The organism is Microbispora sp. NPDC046933, from assembly GCF_040644635.1.
In the GTDB taxonomy this organism is placed as follows: Bacteria; Actinomycetota; Actinomycetes; order Streptosporangiales; family Streptosporangiaceae; genus Microbispora.
Map to the genome: position 1 here is coordinate 18,512 of NZ_JBEYWW010000042.1, position 23,634 is coordinate 42,145.

22 protein-coding genes are annotated in these 23,634 nt (G+C 72.2%); 10 read left to right on the forward strand and 12 right to left on the reverse strand.

The features are described 5' to 3' along the window. Positions 1 to 26: 26 nt before the first annotated feature. From rpsB to ABZ857_RS37755, 5 genes are all read left to right on the forward strand, one after another. Positions 27 to 917 carry a 30S ribosomal protein S2 gene (gene rpsB / locus ABZ857_RS37735; RefSeq protein WP_357053503.1) on the forward strand — a complete coding sequence of 297 codons (891 nt, stop codon included), beginning with the start codon at positions 27 to 29 and terminating at the stop codon, positions 915 to 917. Positions 918 to 1,110: 193 nt separating this feature from the next. Then, on the forward strand, positions 1,111 to 1,944 hold the full coding sequence (gene tsf / locus ABZ857_RS37740; RefSeq protein WP_079320644.1) for a translation elongation factor Ts: 834 nt from the start codon (positions 1,111 to 1,113) through the stop codon (positions 1,942 to 1,944). Positions 1,945 to 1,996: 52 nt separating this feature from the next. After that, positions 1,997 to 2,767: a UMP kinase gene (pyrH, locus tag ABZ857_RS37745; RefSeq protein ID WP_030511713.1), complete on the forward strand. Its 771-nt coding sequence runs from the start codon at positions 1,997 to 1,999 to the stop codon at positions 2,765 to 2,767. 9 nt (positions 2,768 to 2,776) lie between these two features. Next, complete coding sequence (frr, locus tag ABZ857_RS37750; protein WP_169981923.1) at positions 2,777 to 3,334, forward strand: ribosome recycling factor; 558 nt, start codon at positions 2,777 to 2,779, stop codon at positions 3,332 to 3,334. A 105-nt stretch (positions 3,335 to 3,439) separates the two neighbouring features. After that, positions 3,440 to 4,552 (forward strand): phosphatidate cytidylyltransferase, encoded by a 1,113-nt coding sequence (locus ABZ857_RS37755; RefSeq protein WP_357053506.1) that lies wholly within the window; start codon positions 3,440 to 3,442, stop codon positions 4,550 to 4,552. A gap of 23 nt (positions 4,553 to 4,575) precedes the next feature. Here ABZ857_RS37755 and ABZ857_RS37760 read toward each other — a convergent pair whose 3' ends face one another. Next, complete coding sequence (locus ABZ857_RS37760) at positions 4,576 to 5,610, reverse strand: suppressor of fused domain protein (protein WP_357053509.1); 1,035 nt, start codon at positions 5,608 to 5,610, stop codon at positions 4,576 to 4,578. A 104-nt stretch (positions 5,611 to 5,714) separates the two neighbouring features. On the opposite strand from ABZ857_RS37760, the gene rlmN reads away from it, so the two are divergent. After that, positions 5,715 to 6,827, forward strand: coding sequence for a 23S rRNA (adenine(2503)-C(2))-methyltransferase RlmN (gene rlmN / locus ABZ857_RS37765; protein WP_357053512.1), 1,113 nt, complete (start codon positions 5,715 to 5,717; stop codon positions 6,825 to 6,827). A gap of 67 nt (positions 6,828 to 6,894) precedes the next feature. On the opposite strand, the gene ABZ857_RS37770 is transcribed toward rlmN, so the two are convergent. Together ABZ857_RS37770 and ABZ857_RS37775 are read right to left on the reverse strand one after the other, a co-directional pair. Then, on the reverse strand, positions 6,895 to 7,566 hold the full coding sequence (locus ABZ857_RS37770) for a hypothetical protein (RefSeq protein WP_357053515.1): 672 nt from the start codon (positions 7,564 to 7,566) through the stop codon (positions 6,895 to 6,897). Next, positions 7,563 to 8,321 (reverse strand): ATP-binding cassette domain-containing protein, encoded by a 759-nt coding sequence (locus tag ABZ857_RS37775; protein WP_357053518.1) that lies wholly within the window; start codon positions 8,319 to 8,321, stop codon positions 7,563 to 7,565. Before ABZ857_RS37775 ends, ABZ857_RS37770 begins: the two co-directional genes overlap by 4 nt. Positions 8,322 to 8,444: 123 nt before the next feature. On the opposite strand from ABZ857_RS37775, the gene ABZ857_RS37780 reads away from it, so the two are divergent. Together ABZ857_RS37780 and ABZ857_RS37785 are read left to right on the forward strand one after the other, a co-directional pair. Then, the gene (locus ABZ857_RS37780) at positions 8,445 to 9,233 is read left to right on the forward strand and encodes a DivIVA domain-containing protein (RefSeq protein WP_357053521.1); all 789 of its coding nucleotides are present in this window, start codon (positions 8,445 to 8,447) and stop codon (positions 9,231 to 9,233) included. 68 nt (positions 9,234 to 9,301) lie between these two features. Continuing rightward, positions 9,302 to 10,717 carry a M1 family metallopeptidase gene (locus tag ABZ857_RS37785; RefSeq protein WP_357053524.1) on the forward strand — a complete coding sequence of 472 codons (1,416 nt, stop codon included), beginning with the start codon at positions 9,302 to 9,304 and terminating at the stop codon, positions 10,715 to 10,717. A 199-nt stretch (positions 10,718 to 10,916) separates the two neighbouring features. Here the strand turns inward: ABZ857_RS37785 and ABZ857_RS37790 are convergent, their stop codons facing one another. From ABZ857_RS37790 to ABZ857_RS37820, 7 genes are all read right to left on the reverse strand, one after another. Next, positions 10,917 to 12,467, reverse strand: a complete 1,551-nt coding sequence (locus ABZ857_RS37790; protein ID WP_357053527.1) for an FGGY-family carbohydrate kinase — start codon at positions 12,465 to 12,467, stop codon at positions 10,917 to 10,919. Continuing rightward, entirely contained in the window at positions 12,464 to 14,134 is a 1,671-nt protein-coding gene (locus ABZ857_RS37795; protein WP_357053529.1) for a glycerol-3-phosphate dehydrogenase/oxidase, read from the reverse strand. Before ABZ857_RS37795 ends, ABZ857_RS37790 begins: the two co-directional genes overlap by 4 nt. A gap of 67 nt (positions 14,135 to 14,201) precedes the next feature. Then, on the reverse strand, positions 14,202 to 15,089 hold the full coding sequence (gene lsrF, locus ABZ857_RS37800; protein ID WP_182901282.1) for a 3-hydroxy-5-phosphonooxypentane-2,4-dione thiolase: 888 nt from the start codon (positions 15,087 to 15,089) through the stop codon (positions 14,202 to 14,204). Continuing rightward, the gene (locus tag ABZ857_RS37805) at positions 15,082 to 16,092 is read right to left on the reverse strand and encodes an ABC transporter permease (protein ID WP_357053532.1); all 1,011 of its coding nucleotides are present in this window, start codon (positions 16,090 to 16,092) and stop codon (positions 15,082 to 15,084) included. The genes lsrF and ABZ857_RS37805 overlap by 8 nt, the downstream gene beginning before the upstream one ends. Continuing rightward, positions 16,089 to 17,048, reverse strand: coding sequence for an ABC transporter permease (locus ABZ857_RS37810; RefSeq protein ID WP_357053535.1), 960 nt, complete (start codon positions 17,046 to 17,048; stop codon positions 16,089 to 16,091). Before ABZ857_RS37810 ends, ABZ857_RS37805 begins: the two co-directional genes overlap by 4 nt. Then, positions 17,048 to 18,559, reverse strand: coding sequence for a sugar ABC transporter ATP-binding protein (locus ABZ857_RS37815; RefSeq protein WP_357053538.1), 1,512 nt, complete (start codon positions 18,557 to 18,559; stop codon positions 17,048 to 17,050). The genes ABZ857_RS37810 and ABZ857_RS37815 overlap by 1 nt, the downstream gene beginning before the upstream one ends. A 48-nt stretch (positions 18,560 to 18,607) precedes the next feature. Further along, positions 18,608 to 19,723, reverse strand: a complete 1,116-nt coding sequence (locus tag ABZ857_RS37820; RefSeq protein WP_357053541.1) for an ABC transporter substrate-binding protein — start codon at positions 19,721 to 19,723, stop codon at positions 18,608 to 18,610. A gap of 251 nt (positions 19,724 to 19,974) precedes the next feature. On the opposite strand from ABZ857_RS37820, the gene ABZ857_RS37825 reads away from it, so the two are divergent. Further along, positions 19,975 to 20,712, forward strand: a complete 738-nt coding sequence (locus ABZ857_RS37825; protein ID WP_079319797.1) for a GntR family transcriptional regulator — start codon at positions 19,975 to 19,977, stop codon at positions 20,710 to 20,712. A gap of 10 nt (positions 20,713 to 20,722) precedes the next feature. Here ABZ857_RS37825 and ABZ857_RS37830 read toward each other — a convergent pair whose 3' ends face one another. Further along, positions 20,723 to 22,180 carry a PucR family transcriptional regulator ligand-binding domain-containing protein gene (locus ABZ857_RS37830; RefSeq protein ID WP_357053545.1) on the reverse strand — a complete coding sequence of 486 codons (1,458 nt, stop codon included), beginning with the start codon at positions 22,178 to 22,180 and terminating at the stop codon, positions 20,723 to 20,725. A gap of 135 nt (positions 22,181 to 22,315) precedes the next feature. On the opposite strand from ABZ857_RS37830, the gene ABZ857_RS37835 reads away from it, so the two are divergent. Continuing rightward, entirely contained in the window at positions 22,316 to 22,969 is a 654-nt protein-coding gene (locus tag ABZ857_RS37835) for a cyclase family protein (RefSeq protein ID WP_357053548.1), read from the forward strand. Between the two features lie 19 nt (positions 22,970 to 22,988). Here the strand turns inward: ABZ857_RS37835 and ABZ857_RS37840 are convergent, their stop codons facing one another. After that, positions 22,989 to 23,480 carry an Lrp/AsnC family transcriptional regulator gene (locus ABZ857_RS37840; RefSeq protein ID WP_139580184.1) on the reverse strand — a complete coding sequence of 164 codons (492 nt, stop codon included), beginning with the start codon at positions 23,478 to 23,480 and terminating at the stop codon, positions 22,989 to 22,991. Positions 23,481 to 23,634: the final 154 nt, after the last annotated feature.

The following is a 23,634-nucleotide window of genomic DNA, read 5'->3' on the forward strand; positions in this document are numbered from 1 at the left end:
GCACACGACCATGGAGGACCATCACCATGGCCCCTGTCGTCACCATGCGGCAGCTGCTGGAGAGCGGCGTCCACTTCGGCCACCAGACCCGCCGGTGGAACCCGAAGATGAAGCGCTTCATCTTCACCGAGCGCAACGGCATCTACATCATCGACCTGCAGAAGTCGCTGTCGTTCATCGACCGTGCCTACGACTTCGTGAAGGAGACCGTCGCGCACGGCGGCACCATCATGTTCATCGGCACCAAGAAGCAGGCGCAGGAGTCGATCGTCGAGCAGGCGTCGCGCGTCGGCATGCCGTACGTGAACCAGCGCTGGCTGGGCGGCATGCTCACCAACTTCTCCACCGTGCACAAGAGGCTCCAGCGTCTGAAGGAGCTCGAGGAGCTCGACTTCGACAACGTGGCCGGCTCCGGGCTCACCAAGAAGGAGCTCCTGATGCGCCGCCGCGAGAAGGAGAAGCTGGAGCGCACCCTCGGCGGTATCCGTGACATGGCCCGCGTCCCGAGCGCGGTCTGGGTCGTGGACACCAAGAAGGAGCACATCGCGATCAACGAGGCCAAGAAGCTCGGCATCCCGGTCGTCGCGATCCTGGACACCAACTGCGACCCGGACGAGGTCGACTACCCGATCCCGGGCAACGACGACGCCATCCGCGCCGTCAGCCTCCTCACTCGCGTGATCGCCGACGCCGTCGCCGACGGCCTCATGACCCGTGCGGGCGCCGGCCGCGGTGACGAGAAGCCCGCGGGTGTCGCCGCCGCCGAGCCGCTGGCCGAGTGGGAGCGCGAGCTCCTCGAGGGCGGCGAGGCCGCCCCGGCCGCGGAGGCTCCGGCCGCGGAGGCTCCGGCTGCCGAGGCCGCCGAGGCCGCCGAGGCTCCGGCCGCCGAGCAGCCCGCGCAGGGCGAGCAGGCCTGACGAACGACCACGGGTCCCCGCCGGGCGCGACGCCTCCGGCCGGCCGCGACGGCGGGGATCTCCCAGGGAACGACCTGGTTCCGGTGCGGTAGGGCGACGCCCGCCGCGCCGAGGGCTTCACCGGGTGGGCGCCCGGCACGGGTGCCCACCCCCCAGACGATTCGCATCCGGGTCCCGAAGAGGAAATTGGACAATGGCTTCCGTAAACATGGCCGACGTCAAGCGGCTTCGCGAGCTGACCGCCGCCGGCATGATGGACTGCAAGAAGGCGCTCGAGGAGTCCGAAGGCGACTTCGACAAGGCCGTCGACATCCTGCGTCTGAAGGGCGCCAAGGACGTCGGCAAGCGCGAGGCCCGCACCGCGTCGAACGGCCTGGTCGCCGTCAAGCACGAGGGCGACTCCCTCGCGGCGCTGCTTGAGCTCAACTGCGAGACCGACTTCGTCGCCAAGAACGAGCGTTTCCAGGAGCTCGCCGCCGACATCGTCGCGCACATCGTCGCGACCAAGCCCGCCGACGTGCCGACGCTGCTCGAGTCGGAGCTGAGCGGCAAGACCGTCAAGGAGCTGCTCGACGAGGCCAACGCGGCGCTCGGCGAGAAGATCGAGATCCGCCGGTTCGCGCTGCTGGAGGGTGGCTTCATCACCTCCTACATGCACAAGACCGACCCGCAGCTCCCGCCGGCCGTGGGCGTGCTCGTGCAGCTGGACACGCCGAACGCCGAGGTCGCCAAGGACATCGCCCAGCACACCGCCGCGATGGCGCCGAAGTACCTCAGCCCCGCCGAGGTGCCCGCCGAGGTCATCGAGAAGGAGCGGTCGCTGTTCGAGCAGATGACCCGCGAGGAGGGCAAGCCCGAGGCCGCCATCCCGAAGATCGTCGACGGCCGGGTCAACGGCTGGTACAAGGACTTCACGCTGCTGGAGCAGGCGTTCGTGAAGGACAACAAGAAGACGATCGCGAAGGTCGCGGACGAGGCCGGCGTCAAGGTCCTGGCCTTCACCCGCTACAAGGTCGGCCAGGCTTAGGCTTACTGCCAGGAGCTTTTCGACCCGCGCTACACCCGAGGAGGCCGCCGCCGTGCAGGAGAACACCAGACCCGCCACGCCGGCGGCTTCGTCGTACGACGGGCCGCTGCGCTGGAAGCGGGTGATGCTGAAGCTGTCGGGTGAGGCGTTCGCGGGCGGTGAGTCGCTCGGGATCGACCCGCGCGTCGTCGCCCAGCTGGCGGACTCGGTCGCCGAAGCGGTCCGCGAGGGCGTGCAGGTGGCGGTCGTCGTCGGCGGCGGCAACATGTTCCGCGGCGCCGCCCTGTCGCAGGGCGGCATGGACCGCGCCCGGGCCGACTACATGGGCATGCTCGGAACCGTCATCAACTGCCTCGCCCTGCAGGACTTCCTGGAGAAGCGCGGCATCGACACCCGCGTGCAGACCGCGATCACGATGCAGCAGGTGGCCGAGCCGTTCCTGCCGCGCCGCGCGATCCGCCACCTGGAGAAGGGGCGCGTGGTCATCTTCGGCGCGGGGCTCGGCTCGCCGTTCTTCTCGACCGACACCTGCGCGGCGCAGCGCGCACTGGAGATCGGCGCCGAGGCGCTGCTCAAGGGCACCCAGGTCGACGGCGTGTACGACTCGGACCCGCGCAAGAACCCCGACGCGGTCCGGTTCGACCAGCTTGATTACGGTGAGGTGCTGACGCGGGGCCTCGGGGTCATGGACGCTACCGCGATCAGCCTGTGCATGGACAACGGCCTGCCCATCGTGGTCTTCGATCTCATGGGCGAGGGCAACATCCTCCGGGCGGTCCGTGGTGAGAAGATCGGCACGCTGGTGAGTCCGGCAGGGAAGTAGGGAGCCGCAGTGATCGACGAAACCCTCCTCGAGGCCGAGGAGAAGATGGACAAGGCGGTGACGGTCGCCAAGGACGACTTCGCGAGCATCCGCACCGGCCGTGTGACGCCCTCGATGTTCAACAAAATCACGGTTGACTACTACGGGTCGCCGACGCCGATCCAGCAGCTCGCGTCGTTCCACGTCCCCGAGGCGCGCATGGTGCTCGTGCAGCCGTACGACAAGGGCTCGTTGAACGCGGTCGAGAGGGCCATCCGCGACAGCGACCTCGGCGTCAACCCGAGCAACGACGGCACCGTGATCCGCGTGGTGTTCCCCGAGCTGTCGGAGGAGCGCCGCAAGGAGTACATCAAGGTCGCCCGCAACAAGGCGGAGCACGGCCGGGTGTCCGTACGGAACATCCGCCGGCACGCCAAGGAGATCCTCGACAAGCTCGTCAAGGACGGCGAGGCCGGCGAGGACGAGGTCCATCGCGCGGTCAAGGAGCTCGACGACCTCACCCAGAAGCACGTCGCGAAGATCGACGAGCTGCTGAAGCACAAGGAAGCCGAGCTGCTCGAGGTCTGACGTCGCGGCCCGGCACGCGGGCCGTACGGCACGACCGTGATCCTTGTGCCGCACCGCGAGGGCGGGGCGGCACAAGGATCACGCGTATGTAGAGAGTGGGACGCTGTGGACGGAACTGCTGCCGCCGGCGACCGGAACCCGGCGGGGGGCCCGGCGGGCCCCTCCGGTGCCGGACACGGCCCCGAGACGGGTGGTCGCACCGGCGCCGGTCCCGGTGCCGGTCAGGCGTCCGCGCCGAACGGCCTCACCGATGCCGGCGCGGGCTGTGGCGCCGCGCCGAACGGCGTCACCGGCACCGATTCCGGCGCCGACGCCGGCCGGGTTGCCATGCCGAACGGCCTCGCGGACCCGGCGGACACCGGAGCCCCGGGCGGCACGTCCGGCGATGCCGCCAAGAAGTCCTCGGGCCGTACGGGCCGCAACCTTCCGGCCGCGGTGGGGGTCGGCGTCGCGCTGGGCGCGGTGGTCATCGGCTCGCTCTACTTTGTCAAGGTCGCCTTCCTCGTCGTCGTCCTCGTGGCCATCGGCGTCGGGATCCACGAGATCGTCAAGGCGTTCGGCGGGTTCGGCATCCGGGTGCCGCTGCCGCCCCTGCTGGCCGGCATGGCGGCCATGGTGCTCGGACCCTACTGGGGCGGCACGACGTTCCTGGTCGGCGCGTTCGCCGTGACCGTGATGGTGTTGCTGGCCTGGCGCATGTTCCAGGGCGCCGAAGGCTTCGTCAGGGACGCGACCGCCGCGGTGTTCGTCGCCGTCTATCCGGCGCTGCTCGCGGGGTTCGTGCCGCTGCTGCTGGCTCCCGACAAGGACGGGCCGGACCGCGTGATCGTCTTCATCGCGGTCACCGTGTGCAGCGACATCGGGGGATACTTCGCCGGGATCTTCTTCGGCAAGCACCGGATGTCGCCGCTCATCAGCCCGAAGAAGACCTGGGAGGGCTTCGCCGGGTCCACCCTCGCCTGCGTCGTGGGCGGCGCGTTACTGGTCCACTTCCTGCTGCAGAGCGAGTACTGGGTGGGCGCCGTCGTCGGCCTGGCGGGAGTCGTGTGCGCGACGCTCGGCGACCTGGTCGAGTCGGTGATCAAGCGTGACATCGGCATCAAGGACATGGGCACGCTGCTGCCGGGACACGGCGGGGCGATGGACCGCCTCGACTCGCTGCTGTTCACGCTCGTCCCCGTGTGGCTGCTGCTCACGCTCCTGGTCCCGGTCGCCTGACGGCCCGGTGAACCCCGTAGACGTCAGATCCGGCTGGCCATCGCGAGCCGCTCGCTGATCGCCCGATGGCCGTGGTCGGCCACGAGGCGGAGTTCTGACTCGGTGAGCGGGAGCAACCACAGCCACCGTACGGCGTCGCCGCCGAACACGAATCCCGACATGTCCGGTAGCCCGGGCGGGTCCATCAGCATGAGCACGCCCTGGTGCCCGCCGTCCAACGGGAACGTGAGCGGGTTCTGGAACCAGCGGGCCGTGTGCCCGTGCCCCAGCCATGTCACCGACCGCCACGGATACTGCCCGAGCCAGGCGAACAGCCGCGCGGCGACCCTCGGATCCTGCCTGGTCGCCAGCGCGAGTTCCACCCGGCACGCCGTGTCGTACATCTCCGCGGCGGGCATCCGCTGGCAGCTCATGCCGACCGTGGACAGCACGGTGTAGTCCCGCGTGAACGTGGGCGGGCGCTCGCTGACGCCGACCAGGGGGAACCGGTCGCCGCCGACGTCCCAGTAACGGCCGGGCGGCCCGAGCCTGCCGTCGAGATGGCCCAGCACGAACTGCTGGTAGGTGGCCCAGCTGCCCTCCGCCTGCCGCCACTGCCAGTACGCGCGGGCCTTGGCCACCCGGGGCGACAGACCCTCCAGCGCCTCGCCGAGCGGCCAGGCGAACGGCGACTCCCCGACGGCGTCCCGCGCGTATCCGGGCATGCCGCGCTCCATGTCGGCCCACGCCGGAATGACCGCCAGGAGCGTGTCGTTCTCGTACAGGGCGACGCCGTCGCCCTCCTCGAACCACAGCACCGACAGCGACTCCGCGTCCAGCGGCGGCCGGCCGGACGGATGCGCGGTGTGCGCCTCGGGCATCACCGGCGGCAGCCCGGCGCCGGCCCGGCCGAGATCGGCCTCGGCGGGCGCGGGGACGTGGTTGGCCAGCCAGACCGCTCCGTGGACGATCCCCTTCGCGTCACGAAGGTAAGCTACGGAGGAGGTCCGGTCGGCTTCGATCGTCAGTGTGCGGCTCCCGTAGGGGTTGGTGCTGGTGAGCACGACAGTGGTGTCCACACCTCACCTCTCGTACGCCTCCGGGAATCGACCGCCAGACAGAATGTAAAGCCGCGTGCGCCAGTCGTTAAGACCACGGCCGCGGAAGATGGAAAGGGTTTTGCGTGAGCGAGCAGCCGAAGACCGGGCAGCTGACCTTCGTGGCGCCCCGCCGGGCCAAGCCGCAGCGCCACCTCGCCGACCTGACCATGGCCGAACGCAGGGCGGCGGTGGCGGAGCTGGGGGAGAAGCCGTTCCGCGCCGACCAGCTGTCCCGCCACTACTTCACCCGGCTGACCGGTTCCCCCGAGCAGATGACCGACCTGCCCGGCGCGCTGCGCGAGCGGCTGGTCGAGCAGCTCATGCCCCCGCTGCTGACCTCCGTACGCGAGATCACCTGTGACGGCGGCATGACGCGCAAGACGCTGTGGAAGCTGTTCGACGGCTCGCTGGTCGAGTCGGTGCTGATGCGTTACCCCGACCGCGTCACCATGTGCGTCTCCTCCCAGGCCGGATGCGGCATGAACTGCCCCTTCTGCGCGACGGGCCAGGCCGGGCTCACCCGCAACATGTCCACGGCCGAGATCGTCGAGCAGGTCGTCGCGGGTGCGCGGGCGCTGGCGCGCGGCGAGGTCCCCGGCGGTCCCGGCCGGGTGACCAACGTGGTCTTCATGGGCATGGGCGAGCCGATGGCCAACTACAAGGCCGTCATCGGCGCCGTACGCCGCCTGGTCGACCCCGCGCCTGAGGGCCTCGGCATCTCCGCCCGCGGGGTCACGGTCTCGACGGTCGGCCTGGTGCCGGCGATCGGCAAGCTCGCCGACGAGGGCCTGCCGGTGACGCTCGCCGTCTCCCTGCACGCGCCGGACGACGAGCTCAGGGACACCCTCGTGCCGATCAACACGCGGTGGAAGGTCGCCGAGGTGCTCGACGCGGCCTGGAACTACGCGGCGAAGACGAAGCGGCGCGTGTCCATCGAGTACGCCCTGATCAAGGACATCAACGACCAGGAGTGGCGGGCCGACCTGCTCGGCCGCCTGCTCAAGGGCAAGCTCGTGCACGTCAACCTGATCCCGCTCAACCCCACGCCCGGCTCCAAGTGGACCGCTTCCCGTCCCGAGGACGAGCGGGCGTTCGTACGACGCCTGGAGTCCCACGGGGTCGCCGTCACCGTACGGGACACCCGGGGGCGGGAGATCGACGGGGCGTGCGGGCAGCTCGCCGCCGCGCCCCAATAACCCGGGCCTCAATAACCTGGGCGCCGATAACCCATGCCCCAATGACCCGGGCGGCCCCAGCAGTGACCTAGGGCCGTGTGCGGCGCAGCCACGCGTAGGCCGCCAGGCCGATCGCGGGCCACAGCAGCGACTGCACCGTGATCAGGGGCAGCCCGGACAGCAGCACACCGTGGTGGGCGTCCCGCATCCAGGCCATGACCGGCACGGTGAGCCAGCGGGCCCCGGCCATACTGATCATCAGCATCGACAGGTAGCCGAGGACCAGGGCGATCGTGGAGACCGCCGGGGAGGGCAGGATCGGGCGGCTCGTCAGCGCCCCCAGCACGAGCCCCGCCGCCGCGGACAGCAGATGCAGCCACACCCCGGTCAGGAGCACGGTGAGCGTGGGGGAGGCGGCGAGGCGGAAGAGCAGCGCGGCCTCGGCGAGCGCGGCCAGCACGAGCAGCGACGCGAAGGCCGCCAGGAGGCCGCTCACCAGTTCCCTCGGCCCCAGCGCGGACAGCGCGACGCTGCGCTGCTCGTCGGGTTCGGTGTCGAGCAGGCCGCGCGCGGCCCAGGCGAGCACCGGCACGAGCATGGCCGCCGAGTCCGCGGTGGCCCCGATCTCCTGACCGGCGGGGACGGAGCCGGCGTAGAGGACCGCCAGCAGCGCCAGCAGCGCGATCAGCGGTTGCAGCGCCCGGTGTGAGGCGACGTATCCGGCCAGGCGGAACCTCGCCAGCGCGATCACGGGTGTCATCCGGTGGCCTCCCCGGCGGCGCGGGCCTTGATATGCCCCGTGATATGCACCGTGCAGCCCTCGGCGCGCAGGCGGTCGGCCAGGTCCGACGCCCTCGACGCGGTCACCGCCACCTCCAGCACGGTCAGGGCCGTCTCGCCGGGCTGCTCCACCGGATCGAGTTCCCGTACGGCCCGGTCGCGGACCTCGCAACGGCGCAGGCCGGGGAAGGCGCGCAGATCGCCCTGGTGGTCGCTCACCACCACGATCCCGCCGCGCGCGCGGATCTCCCCGATGATCCTGGGGAGTTCCGCGCGGGTGGCGGCGTCGAGACCGGCGAAGGGCTCGTCGAGCACGAGCAGCCCCGGCTCGGCGAGCAGCGCCTGCGCGAGGCCCACCTTGTGCGCGCTGCCCTTGGACAGATCGGGCAGGCGCTGCCCGAGCAGGTGGTCCATGCCGAGCCGCTCGCTCCACCGGCCGATCGACTCCGTGCTCACCCTCCGCACCGCCGCCATGTGCCGCAGGTAGGACGCCACGGTGAACGGCTGGTCCGCGGGGAACCGCTCGGGGGCGTACCCGACGACCCTGGGGCGGTCCTCGACGCTTCCGCGTACGGGCCTGAGCAGCCCGGCGACCAATCGCAGGAGGGTCGACTTGCCGGTGCCGTTGGGCCCGGTGACCTCGACCACGTCCCCCGGATCGAGGACCAGGCCGGCGTCGGACAGAACCCATGGGGCCCGCCGTCCGTACCGGAAGGAGAGGCTGGCGATCCGCATAGTTTTCTGAGCTTATCGGGATGTTCCTCCCGGCGTACGAGCATCGGGCGATCTTTGGGTCTCGCCTTTCTGTTCGGACTCCCGCCAAAATAGACGGGCGTCAGCAACGGGCCGGGAGGTGTGGTGAACCGCTTTCCCCGAGTCATGGCCGTGCGCCTGGGCTATGACCCCGAACAGGTCGACGACTTCGTGCGCAGGATCGAGCGGTCGCTCGGGCTCGGCCCGCTCGACGAGCCGCCGGTGACCGCCGACGAGATCAGGAACGCGAAGTTCGCCGTCAAGCTCGGGGGTTACAACGAGACGGCGGTGGACTTCGCGCTCGACGCGTTCATCGTGGCGGTCGAGGCCAGAGCGGGCCGGGACGCCGTGACCGTCCCGTCCGCGCCGGTGCGGGACGCTCCGAGGGCGGCCTCCGGACGCGAGCGGCCCGGGACTTCCGCCGAGCCGCCCGACGCCGCCGTCCAGGACGTTTGGGAACGCGCCGCCGTCCAGGACGTTTCCGAACGCGACGCCGCCGTCCAGGACGTTTCGAAACGCGAGGCCGCCGCGCCTGCCCATGCCGCCGCTGCCGAGGACCGGTCCGCACAGGCCGTGCCTCCGTCGGAGCCGCCCCCACCGGAGCCGGGCACACCGGATCCCGGCACACCGTCCTGGCTGGAGACGCAGGCGGCCCGGGCGGAGCGGGTGGCCTTCCGTCCGGGGCGGCTCGGGATGGGCTACCGCGAGGAGGAGGTCGACGCGTTCCTCGACCGGGTGGTGGCGACGCTGCGCGGGACGGCGGCCCATCCGTTGACGGCGGAGCAGGTCAGGAAGGCCACGTTCGCCACCGTCGTGTTTCGGCCGGGCTACGCGATCCGTGAGGTGGACGGCTTCCTGGCCGAGATGGCGAGCGTGCTGGAGCGCTGCCCCTGATGCGATCTGCACCCGCTAAAAGCGCATAAATCCTAATTTTCGTGGAGCAATGCGCCACGCTAGGGATCATGCTTCGCAGATCATCCCCCCTGGCGGGGCTCGTCGCCGCCGGTCTCACGTTCACCATCGCCCCGCCGGCCGCGCCGACGGCCCAGGCGAGCACCGGCTCCGGTGCCTACACGGCCGGCTCGGCCGGTCTCGGCGACCCCTACTTCCCCCACGCGGGCAACGGCGGATACGACGTCGGCCACTACACGATCCGGCTGCGGTTCACGCCGAAGACCCGCCACCTCAGCGCCACGACGACGATCACGGCGACGGCGACGAAGAACCTGTCCCGGTTCGACCTCGACTTCTCCGGGCCGACGATCGGCAAGGTGGAGGTGAACGGCGAGCGGGCCTCGTACACCCGGAAGGGGCAGGAGCTCGTCGTCACGCCCCGGCACGGGCTGCCGTCGGGGAAGACGTTCACCGTCGAGGTGTCCTACGCCGGCCGGCCGAAGGCGATCAAGGACAAGGCGCTCGGCGTCACCGGCTGGATCGACACCGAGGACGGCGCCGTCGTGCTGGCCGAGCCGGACGGCGCCCGCAGCTGGTTCCCGGCCAACGACAACCCGCGAGACAAGGCCACCTACACTTTGGAGGTCACCGCGCCCGAAGGGCTGACCGTCCTGGCCAACGGCGAGCCGGGGAACTCCGGCGTCGCCGGCCCCCGCGACGGCTACAGGACCTCGAAGTGGGAGATGCGGCATCCCATGGCGTCGTACCTCGCCATGGTCGCGATCGGGAAGTTCACGGTCAGCCGGGGCACCGTCGACGGCATGCCCAACATCACGGCGTACGATCCCTCCCTGGCCAAGGAGTTCAAGCGCCTGCACGGCACCACCGCCAAGGCGATCAGATGGGAGTCGGAGATCTTCGGCGACTACCCGTTCTCCTCGACCGGCGGCGTCGCCGACCGGCTCGGCATCTACTACGCCCTGGAGACGCAGGGCAGGCCGGTGTACGACACGGGCATGTCGGACGAGCTGACCATCGTGCACGAACTGGCCCACCAGTGGTTCGGCGACAGCGTCGGCCTGCGCAGCTGGAAGGACATCTGGCTGAACGAGGGCTTCGCGTCGTACGCCGAGTGGCTGTACCAGGAGCAGCACGGCGGACCCTCTGCGGACACGACCTTCGCCAAGCACTACAAGCACAAGGCCGGCAGTGCCTTCTGGAAGCTCAAGACCGGCGACCCGGGCCGCACCGGCATGTTCGACTGGAACGCGATCTACGTCCGCGGCGCCATGACCGTGCACGCGCTGCGCAAGAAGATCGGCGACGAGACGTTCTTCACGCTGCTGCGCACGTGGACGAAGGAGCACCGGCACTCCTCCGTCACCACGAAGGACCTGATCGCCCTGGCGGAACGGCTGTCCGGCCAGGACCTGGACGACCTGTTCGACGCGTGGCTGTACACGGCGGCCAAGCCGAAGCTCTGACCGGCCAGGTCGCGGCCAGGTCGCGGGCGGCGGCGAGACGGGCGGCCGATGACACGGCCGCCCGCACCCGCGACCGCTCCGGCCCGCAGCGCCGGGCCCACCGCACTGGATCCGACGCGCCGGGCCCACCGCACTGGGTCCGGCGCGACCGCGACCGGCGCGACCGTGACCGGTGGCGCGGGGCGCCACCGGGGACTCGTCAGGCGCCGGCGGTCGCGGGAGCCGGTTCGAACCCCGCCGTGCGGTACCGCTCGACCTCCGACCACACGGCCGACATCCCGGCCAGGCACCGGTCGAACACCTCCGCCTGCCGGACGTACGCCTCCCGGGCGGGACCGGGGCGGACGCACAGGTCGTCGGTGTCGCTGACCGACCAGGGCACGTCGCTGTGGCCGAGCGCGGCGGGCAGCAGCGAGGCGACCCCGCGTGCGCCGAGTTCGCTGGTGAGCTGACGGCGGACGGGACGGCCGAGCACGTCGGCGAAGATCTGGGCCCAGACCTCCGACCGCGCGCCGCCTCCGGCGAGCCGCCACGGGCGGTCGCCCACGTCGGCCCCGCTGGCCAGGACCCGGTCGAGCTGCACCCGGTGATACTGGGCGACCCCCTCGATGACCGCACGGGTGAGATGACCGCGACGGTGCACGGCGGAGATGCCGAGGAAGGTCCCCGAGGCCGCCGGATGCTCGGGCGCGCCGTTGACGAACGGCAGGAACAGCAGCCCGTCCGCGCCCGGCGCCACCGTCGCCGCCTCTGCCAGCAGGTCCGCCGCCGGGACGCCGGCGGCCCCCCGGTGCGGCACCGACGCCGTGCTCAGCCAGTCGAGGTTGGCGGCCGACGTGGGGGCGACCTCCATGGCGAGCATCGTCCCCGAGTCCGGCATGAGCGCGCTGAGCGTGACCTCGGGCGCGGGGGTGGCGGCGGGGACGACGACCCCGTTGATGGCCCAGGTGCCCACGATGATCGTGACGTCGCCCGGCGCCCGGCCGCCCGCGCCCAGGGTGGCGGCCACGCAGTCCATGCAGCCCGCGATCACGGGCAGCCCCTCCGGCAGCCCGGTCAGCTCCGCGATCCGCGCGCTGAGCCCGGCCACGACCTGCCCCGACTCCCGCAGCGGCGGGAAGCGGCCGAGGTCGCCGGCCGGCAGCCCCACCAGTTCGAGCGCCGTCGGGGTGTATTCGCGGGTGTCCAGCGCCACCATGCCGAACGCGCTGGCGTCGCTGTAGTCGGCGCTGGGCACGCCGGTGAGCTGCGAGGTCACCCAGTCCTTGCACGACAGCGCCCACCGGGTCCGGGCGTACGCCTCGGGCTCCGCGTCGTGCATCCAGCGCAGGAGCACCGACGGCTGGGCCGCCCACGGGATCGAGCCGGTCTCGGCGGCCAGGCGGCGGGCCGCCTCCGGATCGATCGCGTCCACGATGTGCTGGGCCCGGCTGTCCGACGACGCGATGGCCGGGCCGACCGGCCGCAGCGACGCGTCGACGGGGTAGAGCCCGTTGCCGTGGGCGGCCACGCCGATGCCGGCCGGCGCGTACCCGTCGGCCGCGAGCTTGCCCGCGAGGTCGCCGAGCAGCGACACGACGGTGTCGGCCAGCCCGGTCATGTCCACGTCGTGCCGGTGGGCGGTCACGCTGGTCCGCGGGGTGCGGGCGTGCACCACGCCCACCTCGCGCCCCTCGGCGTCGAACGCCGCGGCCTTCGACGCGGTCAGGCCGACGTCGACCCCGATATAACACGTGGCCAGGCTCGTCATGCTGTCCTCCCGTCGCTGCCCGCGCCCCCGCCCGTGCGCGCCGCCGCGGCCAGCGCCCGGGGACGGTGGCGCCGCAGCTCGTTCTCGTAGGCGGCCACCTCGGCGCGGGCCCGCCCCTCGTCCCAGCCGAGGTGCCGTACGGCGACGTCCGCGCAGGTCGCGGCGCTGGAAAGGCCCATGTCGCCGTTGAGCCCGACAAGGATACGCCGCAGCATGACATCGGCCAGCGTGACCGCGCCCTCCTCGCGTACGGCCATGACGACCTCGGCGGCCAGGGCGCCGGTCTCCTTGTCGACGACCTCGGCGAGCGAGGGGTCCTCGGCGGCGAGGTCGAGCACCCGGCGGGCGCGCACGCCGTACAGCTGCAGCAGGCGCCGGGAGGACGCGTTGTCCAGCGGTGACTGACGCAGGAAGTCGCGCACGAACTCCGGCCAGTCCGAGGTCTCCGCGCCGGGGAACGGCCGGGTCCGGGTGACGCACGGGCGGGGCCGCCTGCCGAGCACGCGCAGCGCCTCGTCGGTCACGTCTTCCGCGAGCGCCCGGTGGGTCGTGAGCTTGCCGCCGATGACCGTCAGCAGGCCCCGGTAGGCGGGCGCGTGGTTGAGCACGGTGTGCCCACGGCTGATCTTGGCGTTGTCCGACACCCCGGCCGTGTACGGCAGGGGACGGATCCCGGCGACGCTCCAGAGCACGTCGTCGGGCGTCAACCTCGCCGCAGGGAAGATCCGGTTGGTCTCGGCGAGCAGGTAATCGATCTCGGCGTCACTGGCGACGACCTCGTCCAGGTCGCCCTCGTAGGTGAGGTCGGTGCTGCCGAGCACGTAGCGGCCCTGCCAGGGGAAGACGAAGATGGGCCGCCCATCGGCCGCCGCCTCGAAGAAGATGCAGGTGTCGGGGGCTCCGGGGAACGGGTCGAGGACGACGTGGCTGCCCTTGGTGCCGCCGTTGAGCCGCCGGCTCTCGATCTGGCCGTCGAGGATCCGGTCGATCCACGGCCCCGCGGCGTTGACGGTGACGGCGGCCCGGATCTCCCCGCGCTCCCCGGTCCGTACGTCCTCGGTGCGCAGGCCGGCGACGCGGTCGCCCTCGACGATCAGGCCGGTGACGGAGGTGTAGGTGAGGACGCGCGCGCCCAGGCGGCGGGCGTCGAGGAGCAGCTCGACGCAGAGCCGCTCCGCCCACGGCACCTGCGCGTCGTGGAACAGCGCCGCCCCGCGCAGCCCCTCGCGCGACAGCGTGGGCCACCGGCGGGCCACCGTGCGCACCGGCACGCCCCGGCTGAGCCCGCGTCCCCGGCCCAGGGCCATCGTGTCGAACGCCAGCAGGCCGAGCCGGATCAGCGCTCCCGGCCGGGTGTACCCCTTGTAGAAGGGGATCAGCATCGGGTAGTCGCGGATGAGGTGGGGAGCGGTGCGGAACAGCAGGTGCCGCTCCCGGATGGATTCGTGCACGAGCGTGAAGTCGTAGCGCTCGAGGTACTTGAGGCCGCCGTGGATCAGCCGGCTGGAGGTGCTCGACGTGCCCGAGCCCACGTCGGCGCGGTCGACGACGACGACGCGCAGGCCGCGGGCGGCGGCGTCCCGGGCGATGGCGAGCCCGTTGATACCGGCTCCGATGACGGCGAGATCGACGACGTCGTTCTCACCGGTGGGGACGTGATGCGACATGGGAGGCTCCCGGAGGGTGACGGGCGCGGGTCCGCGGGCGGCGGACCCGCGCCGGAGAAGAATCGGACTAGGCTGCGGAGCCGCCCGCCTTCTCCTTGTAGATCTCGTACGCCTCCTCGGGCTTGAGCCCGTCGTGCACGACCGCGCGGACCGCGGCGAGCATGCCGGCGGGGCTGTCGCTCTGGAAGATGTTGCGGCCCATGTCGACGCCGGCGGCGCCCTCCTGGATCGACCGGTAGGCCATCGTCAGGGCGTCGATCTCGGGCAGCTTCTTGCCGCCCGCGACGATGATCGGCACCGGGCAGCTCGCGGTGACGGTCTCGAAGCCCTCCTCGACGTAGTACGTCTTGACGATGTGGGCGCCCATCTCGGCGCTGATCCGGGTGGCCAGCCGGAAGTAGCGGGCGTCGCGGACCATGTCCTTGCCGACCGCGGTCACGCCGAGCACGGCCACGCCGTGCCGCTGGCCGGCGTCCACGAGCGCGGCCAGGTTGGCGACCGACCGCGACTCGTGCTCGCCGCCGACGAACACCTGGATGGCCACGGCCGCGGCGTTGAGGCGCAGCGCGTCCTCCATGTCGAGCGCGATGTGCTCGTCGGACAGCTCGCGCAGGATGCTCGGGCCGCCGCTGGCACGCAGCACGATGCCGGCGCCGGTGGTCGCGGGGATGCTGGTGCGCAGCGCGCCGCGGGTCATCATGATCGCGTCGGCGTCCGGGACGAGCGGGGCGATCCGGGTGTCGAGGCGCTCCAGGCCGGCCATCGGGCCGACGAAGTAGCCGTGGTCGAACGCCAGCATGACCGTGCGCCCGGTGTCCGGCCGGAAGATGCGCGACAGGCGGTTGCGCAGGCCCCAGTCCTGCCCGTGCGCGCCCTTGACGTGGAAGCCGCTCGCCGCGGGCCCGGCGGACGTCCCGAAGTCGCGGGCGTCGAGCAGGCCGTCGGTGTCAGCCATCAGTGTCGTCTCCTGTGCTAGTGGTGGTGGCGGTCGCGGTGCGCGATCGCCGTCTGAACAGTGATGCCGTACGGTCGCCTCCGCCGGCGAGGAAGAGGACGAAGAGCACCAGGCCGCCCTTGAGCAGGTTCTGCGCCGCGGTGCTCCAGCCGACGAGGTTGACCAGTCCGTCGAGCAGGATGAAGAAGAGGGCCGCGCCCCACACGCCCACCGGGACCGCCCGGCCGCCGGAGATGAGCGTGCCGCCGATGACCACGACGGCCACCGAGTCGAGCAGGTAGCGGGTGCCGAGATCGGCCGAGGGCGCGATGTAGGCGGCGAGCAGCGCGCCGGTCAGCCCGGCCAGCGCCCCGCTCAGCAGGTAGGTCGACCCGATGATCCGGGCGACCGGGATGCCGGCCCGTTCGGCGGCCCGGCGGCTCTGGCCCACCGCGATCAGCGACCGGCCGTAGACCGTACGGCGCAGCAGCGCGACGACGAGCACGGTCAGCACCGCGATCGCCAGCGCGAGGAGCGGAACGCCGGCCGGGCGCAGGTTGAGCGCCGAGCGCAGGCCGGGGTCGGGCACGGCGGTGAAGCCGTTGGCCATCGACAGCGTGATCGACGAGGCGACGAGCCCCGCGGCCAGCGTGGCGATGATCGGGGGGACGGACAGGCCGAGGATGGCCACGGCGCTGACCGTCGCGACGAGGACGCCGACGCCGATCCCCGCGAGGATCCCCACGGCCGCCGAGCCGGTCGCAGAGGCCGCCGCCACCGAGACGAACCCGGCGAGCGAGATGACCGACCCCACCGACACGTCGATGTTGCCGGGGCCCGCGGTGATGACCAGCATCTGCCCGAGCCCGACGATGACGAGGTACGGCGCGAGCGACAGTGCGAGGGAGACGGTCTGCCCGCCGCCCTGGCCCGAGATGGCCAGGATCACCAGCCACACGAGCGCGGCGGCGGCGAAGCCCCAAATCCAGGGGCCGCTCCACGGGCGAGTCACGCGGATGTTCATCGCAGCACCTTCCCCACGACGACGCGGCCGGCGAGCACGGCCAGGACGATCACGCCTTGCACGGCCGACTGCATGTCGGACCGCACGTCGAGCAGGCTGAGGACCACGCTGACCAGCCCCAGCGTCACCCCGCCGATCGCGGCGCCCCACGGCACCGCGTTGCCGCCGGAGAAGGAGCCCCCGCCGAGGATCACCGCGGCCACGGTCATGAGCGTGTAGCTGGAGGCCGACGACACGTCTCCGCCGCCGGTCTGGGAGGCCAGGACGAGGCCGGACAGCACGCCGAGCGCGCCGGCCGTCGCGTAGGCGATGACGCGGGAGGTGAGCGGGCGCAGGCCGGCCCGCCGCAGCGCGACCGGGTTGCTGCCCAGCCCGCGCATCCGCACGCCGGCGGCGCTGCGCGCGGTGAGCAGGTAGACCACCAGCGCGACGACCAGGATCGGCAGCAGCGGCGCCGGGAAGCCCGCGGGCTGCCACGCGCCGAACGACGCCAGCCACCCGGGGGTCGTGCCGCCCGGCGTCGGCAGCAGGAACAGGCCCAGCCCGAGCCAGACGAACGAGGCGCCGAGGGTCGCGATCAGCGCCGGCACCTCGCGCAGGTGGATGAGCAGGCCGAGCACGGCGTACGCCGCGACCAGCCCGAGCAGGACGAGCACGCCGACGAGGGGGGACGACACCAGCAGGGTGGCGGAGACCACCGTGACCAGGCCGACGAAGTTGCCGATCCCGAGGTCGATGTCGCCGACCGCCATGAGCGTCATCTGCGCCTGCGCGGCGATCACCAGCGGCACGGTCGCGGACAGGACCAGCGTGAGGCCCTCCACGGTCAGCACGCCCGGCTGGAGCGACGAGCAGACGCAGATCATCGCGATCAGGGCGACGGCGCTGACCGCGGCCGGGGCGGAGCGGCGCATCCGCGCGCGGTCGGGCAGCGCAGGAGCGAGAAGCTGGGCCATCAGTCGTTTCCTCCGTCCTCGTTGAAGGAGACGGCGATGATGCGTTCCTCGGAGATCTCCTCGCCCGTCAGTTCGGCCACGATCCGGCCGGCCCGGAAGACGTAGACTCGGTCGCAGTGGGCCATCTCGGCGTTCTCGCTGGAGTACCAGACGATGCTCCGGCCCTTAGCCGCCTCCTCCCTGATGAGGCGGTACAGATCGGTCTTGGTGTGCACGTCCACGCCGCGGAACGGGTCGTCGAGCAGCACGAGCCCGGCGGGGGAGGCGAACGCGCGGGCGACGATGACCTTCTGCTGGTTGCCGCCGCTCAGCTCGGTGATCCCGGCCTCCGCGCCGCCCCTGATGGCCAGGCGCTTCACCCAGTCGCCGACGACCGCGCGCTCCTCGGCCGGGCGGCGCAGCCCGCGCCGGGCGATGCCGCGCAGCGCGGTCACGATCAGGTTGTCGCCCACGCTCCACAGGGGCAGGACGCCCGACCGCTGCCGGTCGCCCGGCACGTACGCCCGCGTCACCTTCACCGTGGTGTCGCGCCGGACGGGCCGCCACAGGCGTTCGAGCACCTCCTGCTGGCCCTGGCCGGCCAGCCCGGCGAGGCCCACGACCTCGCCCTTGCCGACCCGCAGGGTGACCTCGCGCAGGCCGGGGCCGGTGGCGCCGCGCAGCTCGGCCACCGTCTCCCTCGTGGCGGCCCCGCCGGCGGCCGTCCGCGTCCCGGCCGCCGCCGGAGCGGCGACGTGGGCTCCCATCAGCTCCAGGACGTCCGGCTCGCCGAGCCCGGCGGCGGGCCGTTCGGCGGTGACCGCGCCGTCGCGCAGCACGGCCACCCGGTCGGCCACCGAGAGGACCTCGCGGATGCGGTGCGAGATGAGCAGCACGGCCGTGCCGGTCTCGGTCAGCCTGCGCACGTAGGCGTACAGCGACCGGGCGGCGTCCGGGCCGAGCGACTCGGTGGGCTCGTCGAGGATCAGCAGGTCGAGCCGGTCCACCAGGCAGGCCCGGGCGATCTCCACCATCTGGCGCCGGGCCAGCGACAGGTCCTCCACCCGGTCGCGCGGGGAGACGCCGTGGCCGGGGAACATCTCGTCGAGGCGGCGGCGCACCGCGTCGCTCGCCGCCCGCCGCCACCCCAGGCGGGGCAGGCAGTGCCGCGAGGACACCCACATGTTCTCCGCCACGGTGAGGTCGGGGCACAGTGACGTCTCCTGGTAGGCCATCCGCACCGACCGGAAGTCCCCGGCGGACGCCTTCCTCCCGTGGACGAGGACCGTGCCCGTGTCGCAGGCCTCCAGCCCGGCGAGCACGCGCATGAGCGTGCTCTTGCCCGCGCCGTTGTGACCGACCAGCCCGAGCACCTCGCCCGCGCGGACCTCCAGGTCCACGCCCGTCAGCGCCCGGGTGCGCCCGTACGCCTTGGTCACGCCCCTGGCGGTGACGACGGGCGGCCGGGCGGCCGGTCCGGTGTCCGTCTCCGGCGGCGCCGTGCCGCCGGCCGGGAGATTGTCGACGTGCATGCCCGGTCTCCTCCGTCTCCTCCGTGCCGTGGTCGATGTGAAGCCGCGTCAGCCCGCGGCGGACGGGATCGGCGGCTGGACCGGCTTGCCGCCGGTCTTGACGGCCTCGACCTGCTGGCGGAACAGCTCACGCGTCCACGGCCAGGCGGCGTACTCGTCGGGCTTGAGCACCGAGGCCCAGGCGTCGCGGTCCTTCTGCTCGATCAGGACGATCGGGAAGGTCATCTGCTTGGGCACGTCCTTGCCGTCGAGCAGGTCCAGGGCCTCCCAGAGGGCGGCGACCGACTGGCCGGGGTCGGACATGACCGCGACGGAGCCGTTGTCGATCTTGTTGTCCCGCCAGTAGCTCAGCGCGCGGCCGTTGGTCTCGAAGTCGACCGCCGGCACGGGCTTGCCCGCCGTCGCGAACGCCTGGGCCACGCCGTAGCCGTCGCCGCAGCCGATGACGCCGTCCACCTTCGGCACGCTGGACAGCACGCCGAGCACGGCCTTCTGCGCGGTGGCGCCGTCGCACATGCCGGTGACCGTCGCCACGGTCTTCACTCCGGGGTAGTCCGCGAGGATCTTCTTGGTGGTGTCGAGCATCTCGGCCTCGGGCTGGGAGCCGACCACGCCGCGGCTCACGATGACCGAGCCCTTGCCGCCGATGCCCTCCAGCAGCGGCTTGGCGGCGTACGTCGCCCAGTCGACGAAGCTGTTCTGCAGCACGTGCGCGCAGGGCGCGTCGATGGCGGAGTCGAAGACCACGACCTTGACGCCGGCCGTACAGGCCTGCTGGATCACCGGCTGCAGCGCGGTCGGCGACGCGGGGTCGATGAGCAGCGCGTCGGGCTTCTGCAGCAGCAGGCTCTTGATCTGCGCGACCTGCTCGGTCGCCGAGTTCTCGCCCGGCGCGTTCACGACCTTGTACTTGCCGATCAGTCCGTCGGTCTTGGCCTGCTCGGCGGCGGCCTCGAACTTGGCGATCATCGTCTGGCGCCAGCCGTTGCCGATGAAGCCGTTGCTCAGCGCGATGAAGGGCTTGTCACCGCCGCCGCCCGCGGACCCGCCGGCGGCGTCCGCGGTGGCACCGGAGTCGCCGGAGCCGCAGCCCGCGGCCAGTACGGCGAGAGCGGAGATCGCCGCGGCGGAGGCGGCGCGCCAGGGCCGGCGTGTGGGACGCATGTGCATGGTGTCTCCAGAGAGCGGGTTCGCGAGGGGGGAGAGTCGGCGTGAAGGCATCGCCCGAACGGCCTGTCATTACAGGCCTGTAGTGACAAGCAAACTAAGCGGGCGTTACGGGCATGTCAAGAGCCTGTTTTTGGTCACTTCGGACCGTCGGCAGCGGATAATCTTGGTGACAGTCGGGCCCACTTGTAGTTACAGGTCGCAGTGGGGCATTCTGCTGCGGTGCCGCCGAGGAGGTTCCCGTGACGATGACCTATCCCCCCCTCAACCGCGACGGGGCGGAACCGCTGTGGATGCAGCTCATGCGGGCGTTGCGCGCGGAGATCGAGAGCGGCGTGCGCGGGCCGGACCAGCCGCTGCCGTCGGAGGCCGAGCTGAGCGACCTGTTCGGGGTCTCCCGCACGGTCGTCAGGGAGGCGCTGCGCGAGCTGGTCCAGCAACGGCTGATCTACAAGGTGAAGGGCAAGGGAGCCTTCGTCGCGCCCCGCAAGACCGAGCTGAGGTTCGTCGGGTCGATGTCCGGGTCCGCCGACGACCTGCGGGAGTCGGGGCGCCGGGTGACCACGCAGACCGTCCGCCAGGCGCTCGGCGAGGCCGACGAGCGGGAGGCCGCGCTCCTGCGGATACCGCTGGGGGAGCAGGTCGTCCGGCTACGCAGGCTCCGCCGGGTCGACGGCCAGCCGTGGCTGCTGGTCGACACCGCCCTGCCCGCCCGGCTCGTCCCCGGGCTCGAACGCGCCATCCTGGAGAACCAGTCGCTGTACGACGTGCTGCGCCGCCGCTACGGCATCGAGCCCGCGGCGGCCGACCGCTGGATAGAGGCGGTCTTCCCCAACCGGGAGGACGCGGCCCTGCTGGAGGTGTCGACCTCGACGCCGCTGCTCGGCATCGAGTCGGTCGCGTGGCTTGAGGACAACACCAGGTTCGAGGCCTACTACGCCCTCCACCGCAGCGACCAGACGCGCTTCTACGTCGGCATCCGCTGATCCCCGTCGTTCACAGGCCGCCGAGTTGGGAGGCCGCGCGGATGGCGAGCCAGACCTCGGCGAAGTCGCCGGTCGCCGACAGGTCGCGCCCGGTCAGCGCGCCGAAACGGCGCAGCCGGTAGGACAGCGTGTTGGGGTGCACGTGCAGGGCCCGCGCGGCGTCGTCGACGCGGCGGTCGCGCTCCATCCACGTCCGGACCGACGCGATCAGGTCAGAGCCGTGCTCGGCGTCGTACCGCAGGACGTCGCCGAGCACGTGCTCGACCAGAGCGGCCAGCACGTCCACGTCGTCCGGCAGCCACCGGCCCGTGGTGTCCTCGCCGTAGGCGACCAGCGGCCTGCCCGCCTCGGCGGCGCGGGAGGCGGCCCACAACGCCTCGCGCTGGGCGACGCGCAGCGACGACCCGGGCGGCAGGGGGCGGCTGGCGCCGGCGGCGATGCCCGGCACCGCCTCCAGCTCCGCGGCGCCGACGGCCGCCGACGTCAGCACGTACAGGTCCCGGTGGCGGCGCAGCATGAGGTGCGGGTGCTCGCCGAGGGCCTGGACGACGGCGTCGTCGGCGGCGTCGCGCACCACGAGCAGCACGACGTCGCGGTCCGATGGCAGGCCCATCAGGGCGAGCCTGCGCCGGGCGGTCTCCGGGTCGAGCACGTCCTGCAGCAGCTCGGCCAGCGTCTCCGCGCCCTGGCGGCGCAGCGTCTCGCGCTCGCTGCGCACCATCGCCACCCGCAGGGCGGCGACGGTCGCGATGTGCTGGACCACGGCGAGCCCGGCCGGGCGGGCCCCCTCCCGCTCGAAGGCGACCAGGAACCCGGCCGGCCCGCCGGGCGCGGGCACCGGGAGCGCGAACCCGCCCGGGATCGTCGGCGGCGCGTCCGCCGAGGCGGGCAGCCGTACGGACGGCGGCGGCGCCGGCACGCCGGGCAGCAGCGGGCGGCCCTGTGGTGTGCTCAGATAGATGTCGTAACCCGACAGCCGTTCGAGCCGCCCGAACAGCCCGGCCGTGTCCAGCCCCTCGGACGCGAGCCAGCGCAGCGCGCCGAACACCTGGAGCTGGGCCCCCAAGCGCTGGCGGGCGTCCTCCTGCACGGCCGCCGCGACCTCCTGCGCGATCGCGATGAACGGCACGGCCAGCGGCACCTCCAGCACGGGGAACCCCCGCTCCTCGGCGGCGTCGAGGAAGGCCCGGCGCAGCGGGGGGACGTGCAGGCCCGCGCTGAGCGCGAGCGCGGCCACCCCCGCGTCGTCGAGTCGCTCCAGGTACGCGCGCTGCGCCGCGGCGGTGCGCGGGACCCCGATGCCGGTCGTCATGATCACCTCGGCCCCGAGCAGCCAGGGTGTGGGATCCTCCAGCTCGCTCACGTGGGCCCAGGAGACCGACCTGCCGAGGCCGCGCTCGCCCGCCAGCACCCTCAGCTGCAGCGCGGGGGAGCGCAGCAGGTCCTCCACGGTGTTGTGCGCGTCCACGACGGCCAGCCTATTTCCCGTGGCCGGAGGCGAACCGCGCCGCCGCGGAGGCCGTCGCCGGGGCCCGCCCGCCCAGGTGGCCTACGATCTGATCGGCCCGCTCGCGCCCGCAAAGGCCTGACACCAGGAGAAGCGATGATCGTCGACCTGTCGGTGCCCGTCGTGAGCGGCATGCCCGTCTACCCAGGAGACCCGGAGGTGGAGATCGCTCCCGCCCTCACCGTGGCGGCGGAGGGGGTGAACGTCCTCGGCCTGCACCTCGGGTCGCAGTCCGGCACGCACGTGGACGCGCCGTACCACATCGACGACGCGCTGCCCACGCTCGACGCCCTTCCGCTGGAGCGGTTCCTCGGTCCGGCGGTGGTCCTCGACGCCCGGGGCCTGCCACCGCGCGCGCCGATCACCTCCGCGATGTTCGCGACGGTGGCCGGGCGGCTGGGCCCGGGGACCGTCCTGCTGGTCGCGACGGGCTGGGACGAGCACTGGGGCACGCCGGGCTACCTGGCCCACCCCTACATGGAAGCGGAGACCGCCCGCGAGATCGTCGCCGCAGGCGTGCGGACCGTCGGCGTCGACGCCCTCAGCGTCGACCCCACCCCGGCTCCCGCCGACCTGCCGGCGCATCGCGTCCTGTGCGGCGCGCACGCCGTCATCGCGGAGAACCTGCGCGGCCTCGGCCCGCTCCTGGAGGCCCAGGCCGACGGCCGCCCGATCGAGGTCTCCCTGCTGCCGCTGCGTCTGCACGCCGCCGACGGGTCGCCCGTACGCGCCGTCGCCCGGATCGGCTGAGGGAGGCCGGGGCCTGCCGTCAGTGCGTGCCCCAGGAGTAGGTCTGCTTGTGCAGCTTGAGGTAGACGAACGTCTCGGTCGCGCGCACGCTGGAGATCGCCCGGATCTTCCCGAGGATCTCCAGCAGGTGGGTGTCGCCCTCGCAGACCACCTCGACCATGATGTCGACCGAACCGGCCGTGAGCACCACGTAGTCGATCTCGGGGATCTGCGACAGCTCGTCGGCGACCCGCTCCAGGTCGCCCTCGCACTTGATGCCGATCATGGCCTGGCGGGGGAAGCCCAGGGTGAGCGGGTCGGTGACGGCGACGATCTGCATGACGCCGAGATCGAGCAGGCGCTGCACACGCTGGCGCACCGCGGCCTCCGACAGTCCCACCGCCTTGCCGATGGCGGCGTACGGCTTTCGCCCGTCCATCTGAAGCTGCTCGATGATCTGCTTGGAGATCTCGTCGAGCACCACCGGCCCACCCTTCGCGGCAGCCGCGCGAGCCTTAGGCGGAGTCGTCATCCTCGGGGGGTGTCCTCTCTTGGCGGGCTTCGGCCGCCGTAGCGACCTGGTGTTACAGCACCGTTTTTGACATGTTGCGATCGTGATCTGACATGTTGTCAGCTCCGTCGCTCACGTCAAGCGATTCCGTAGCAATTTGGTATCTTAGCGACGA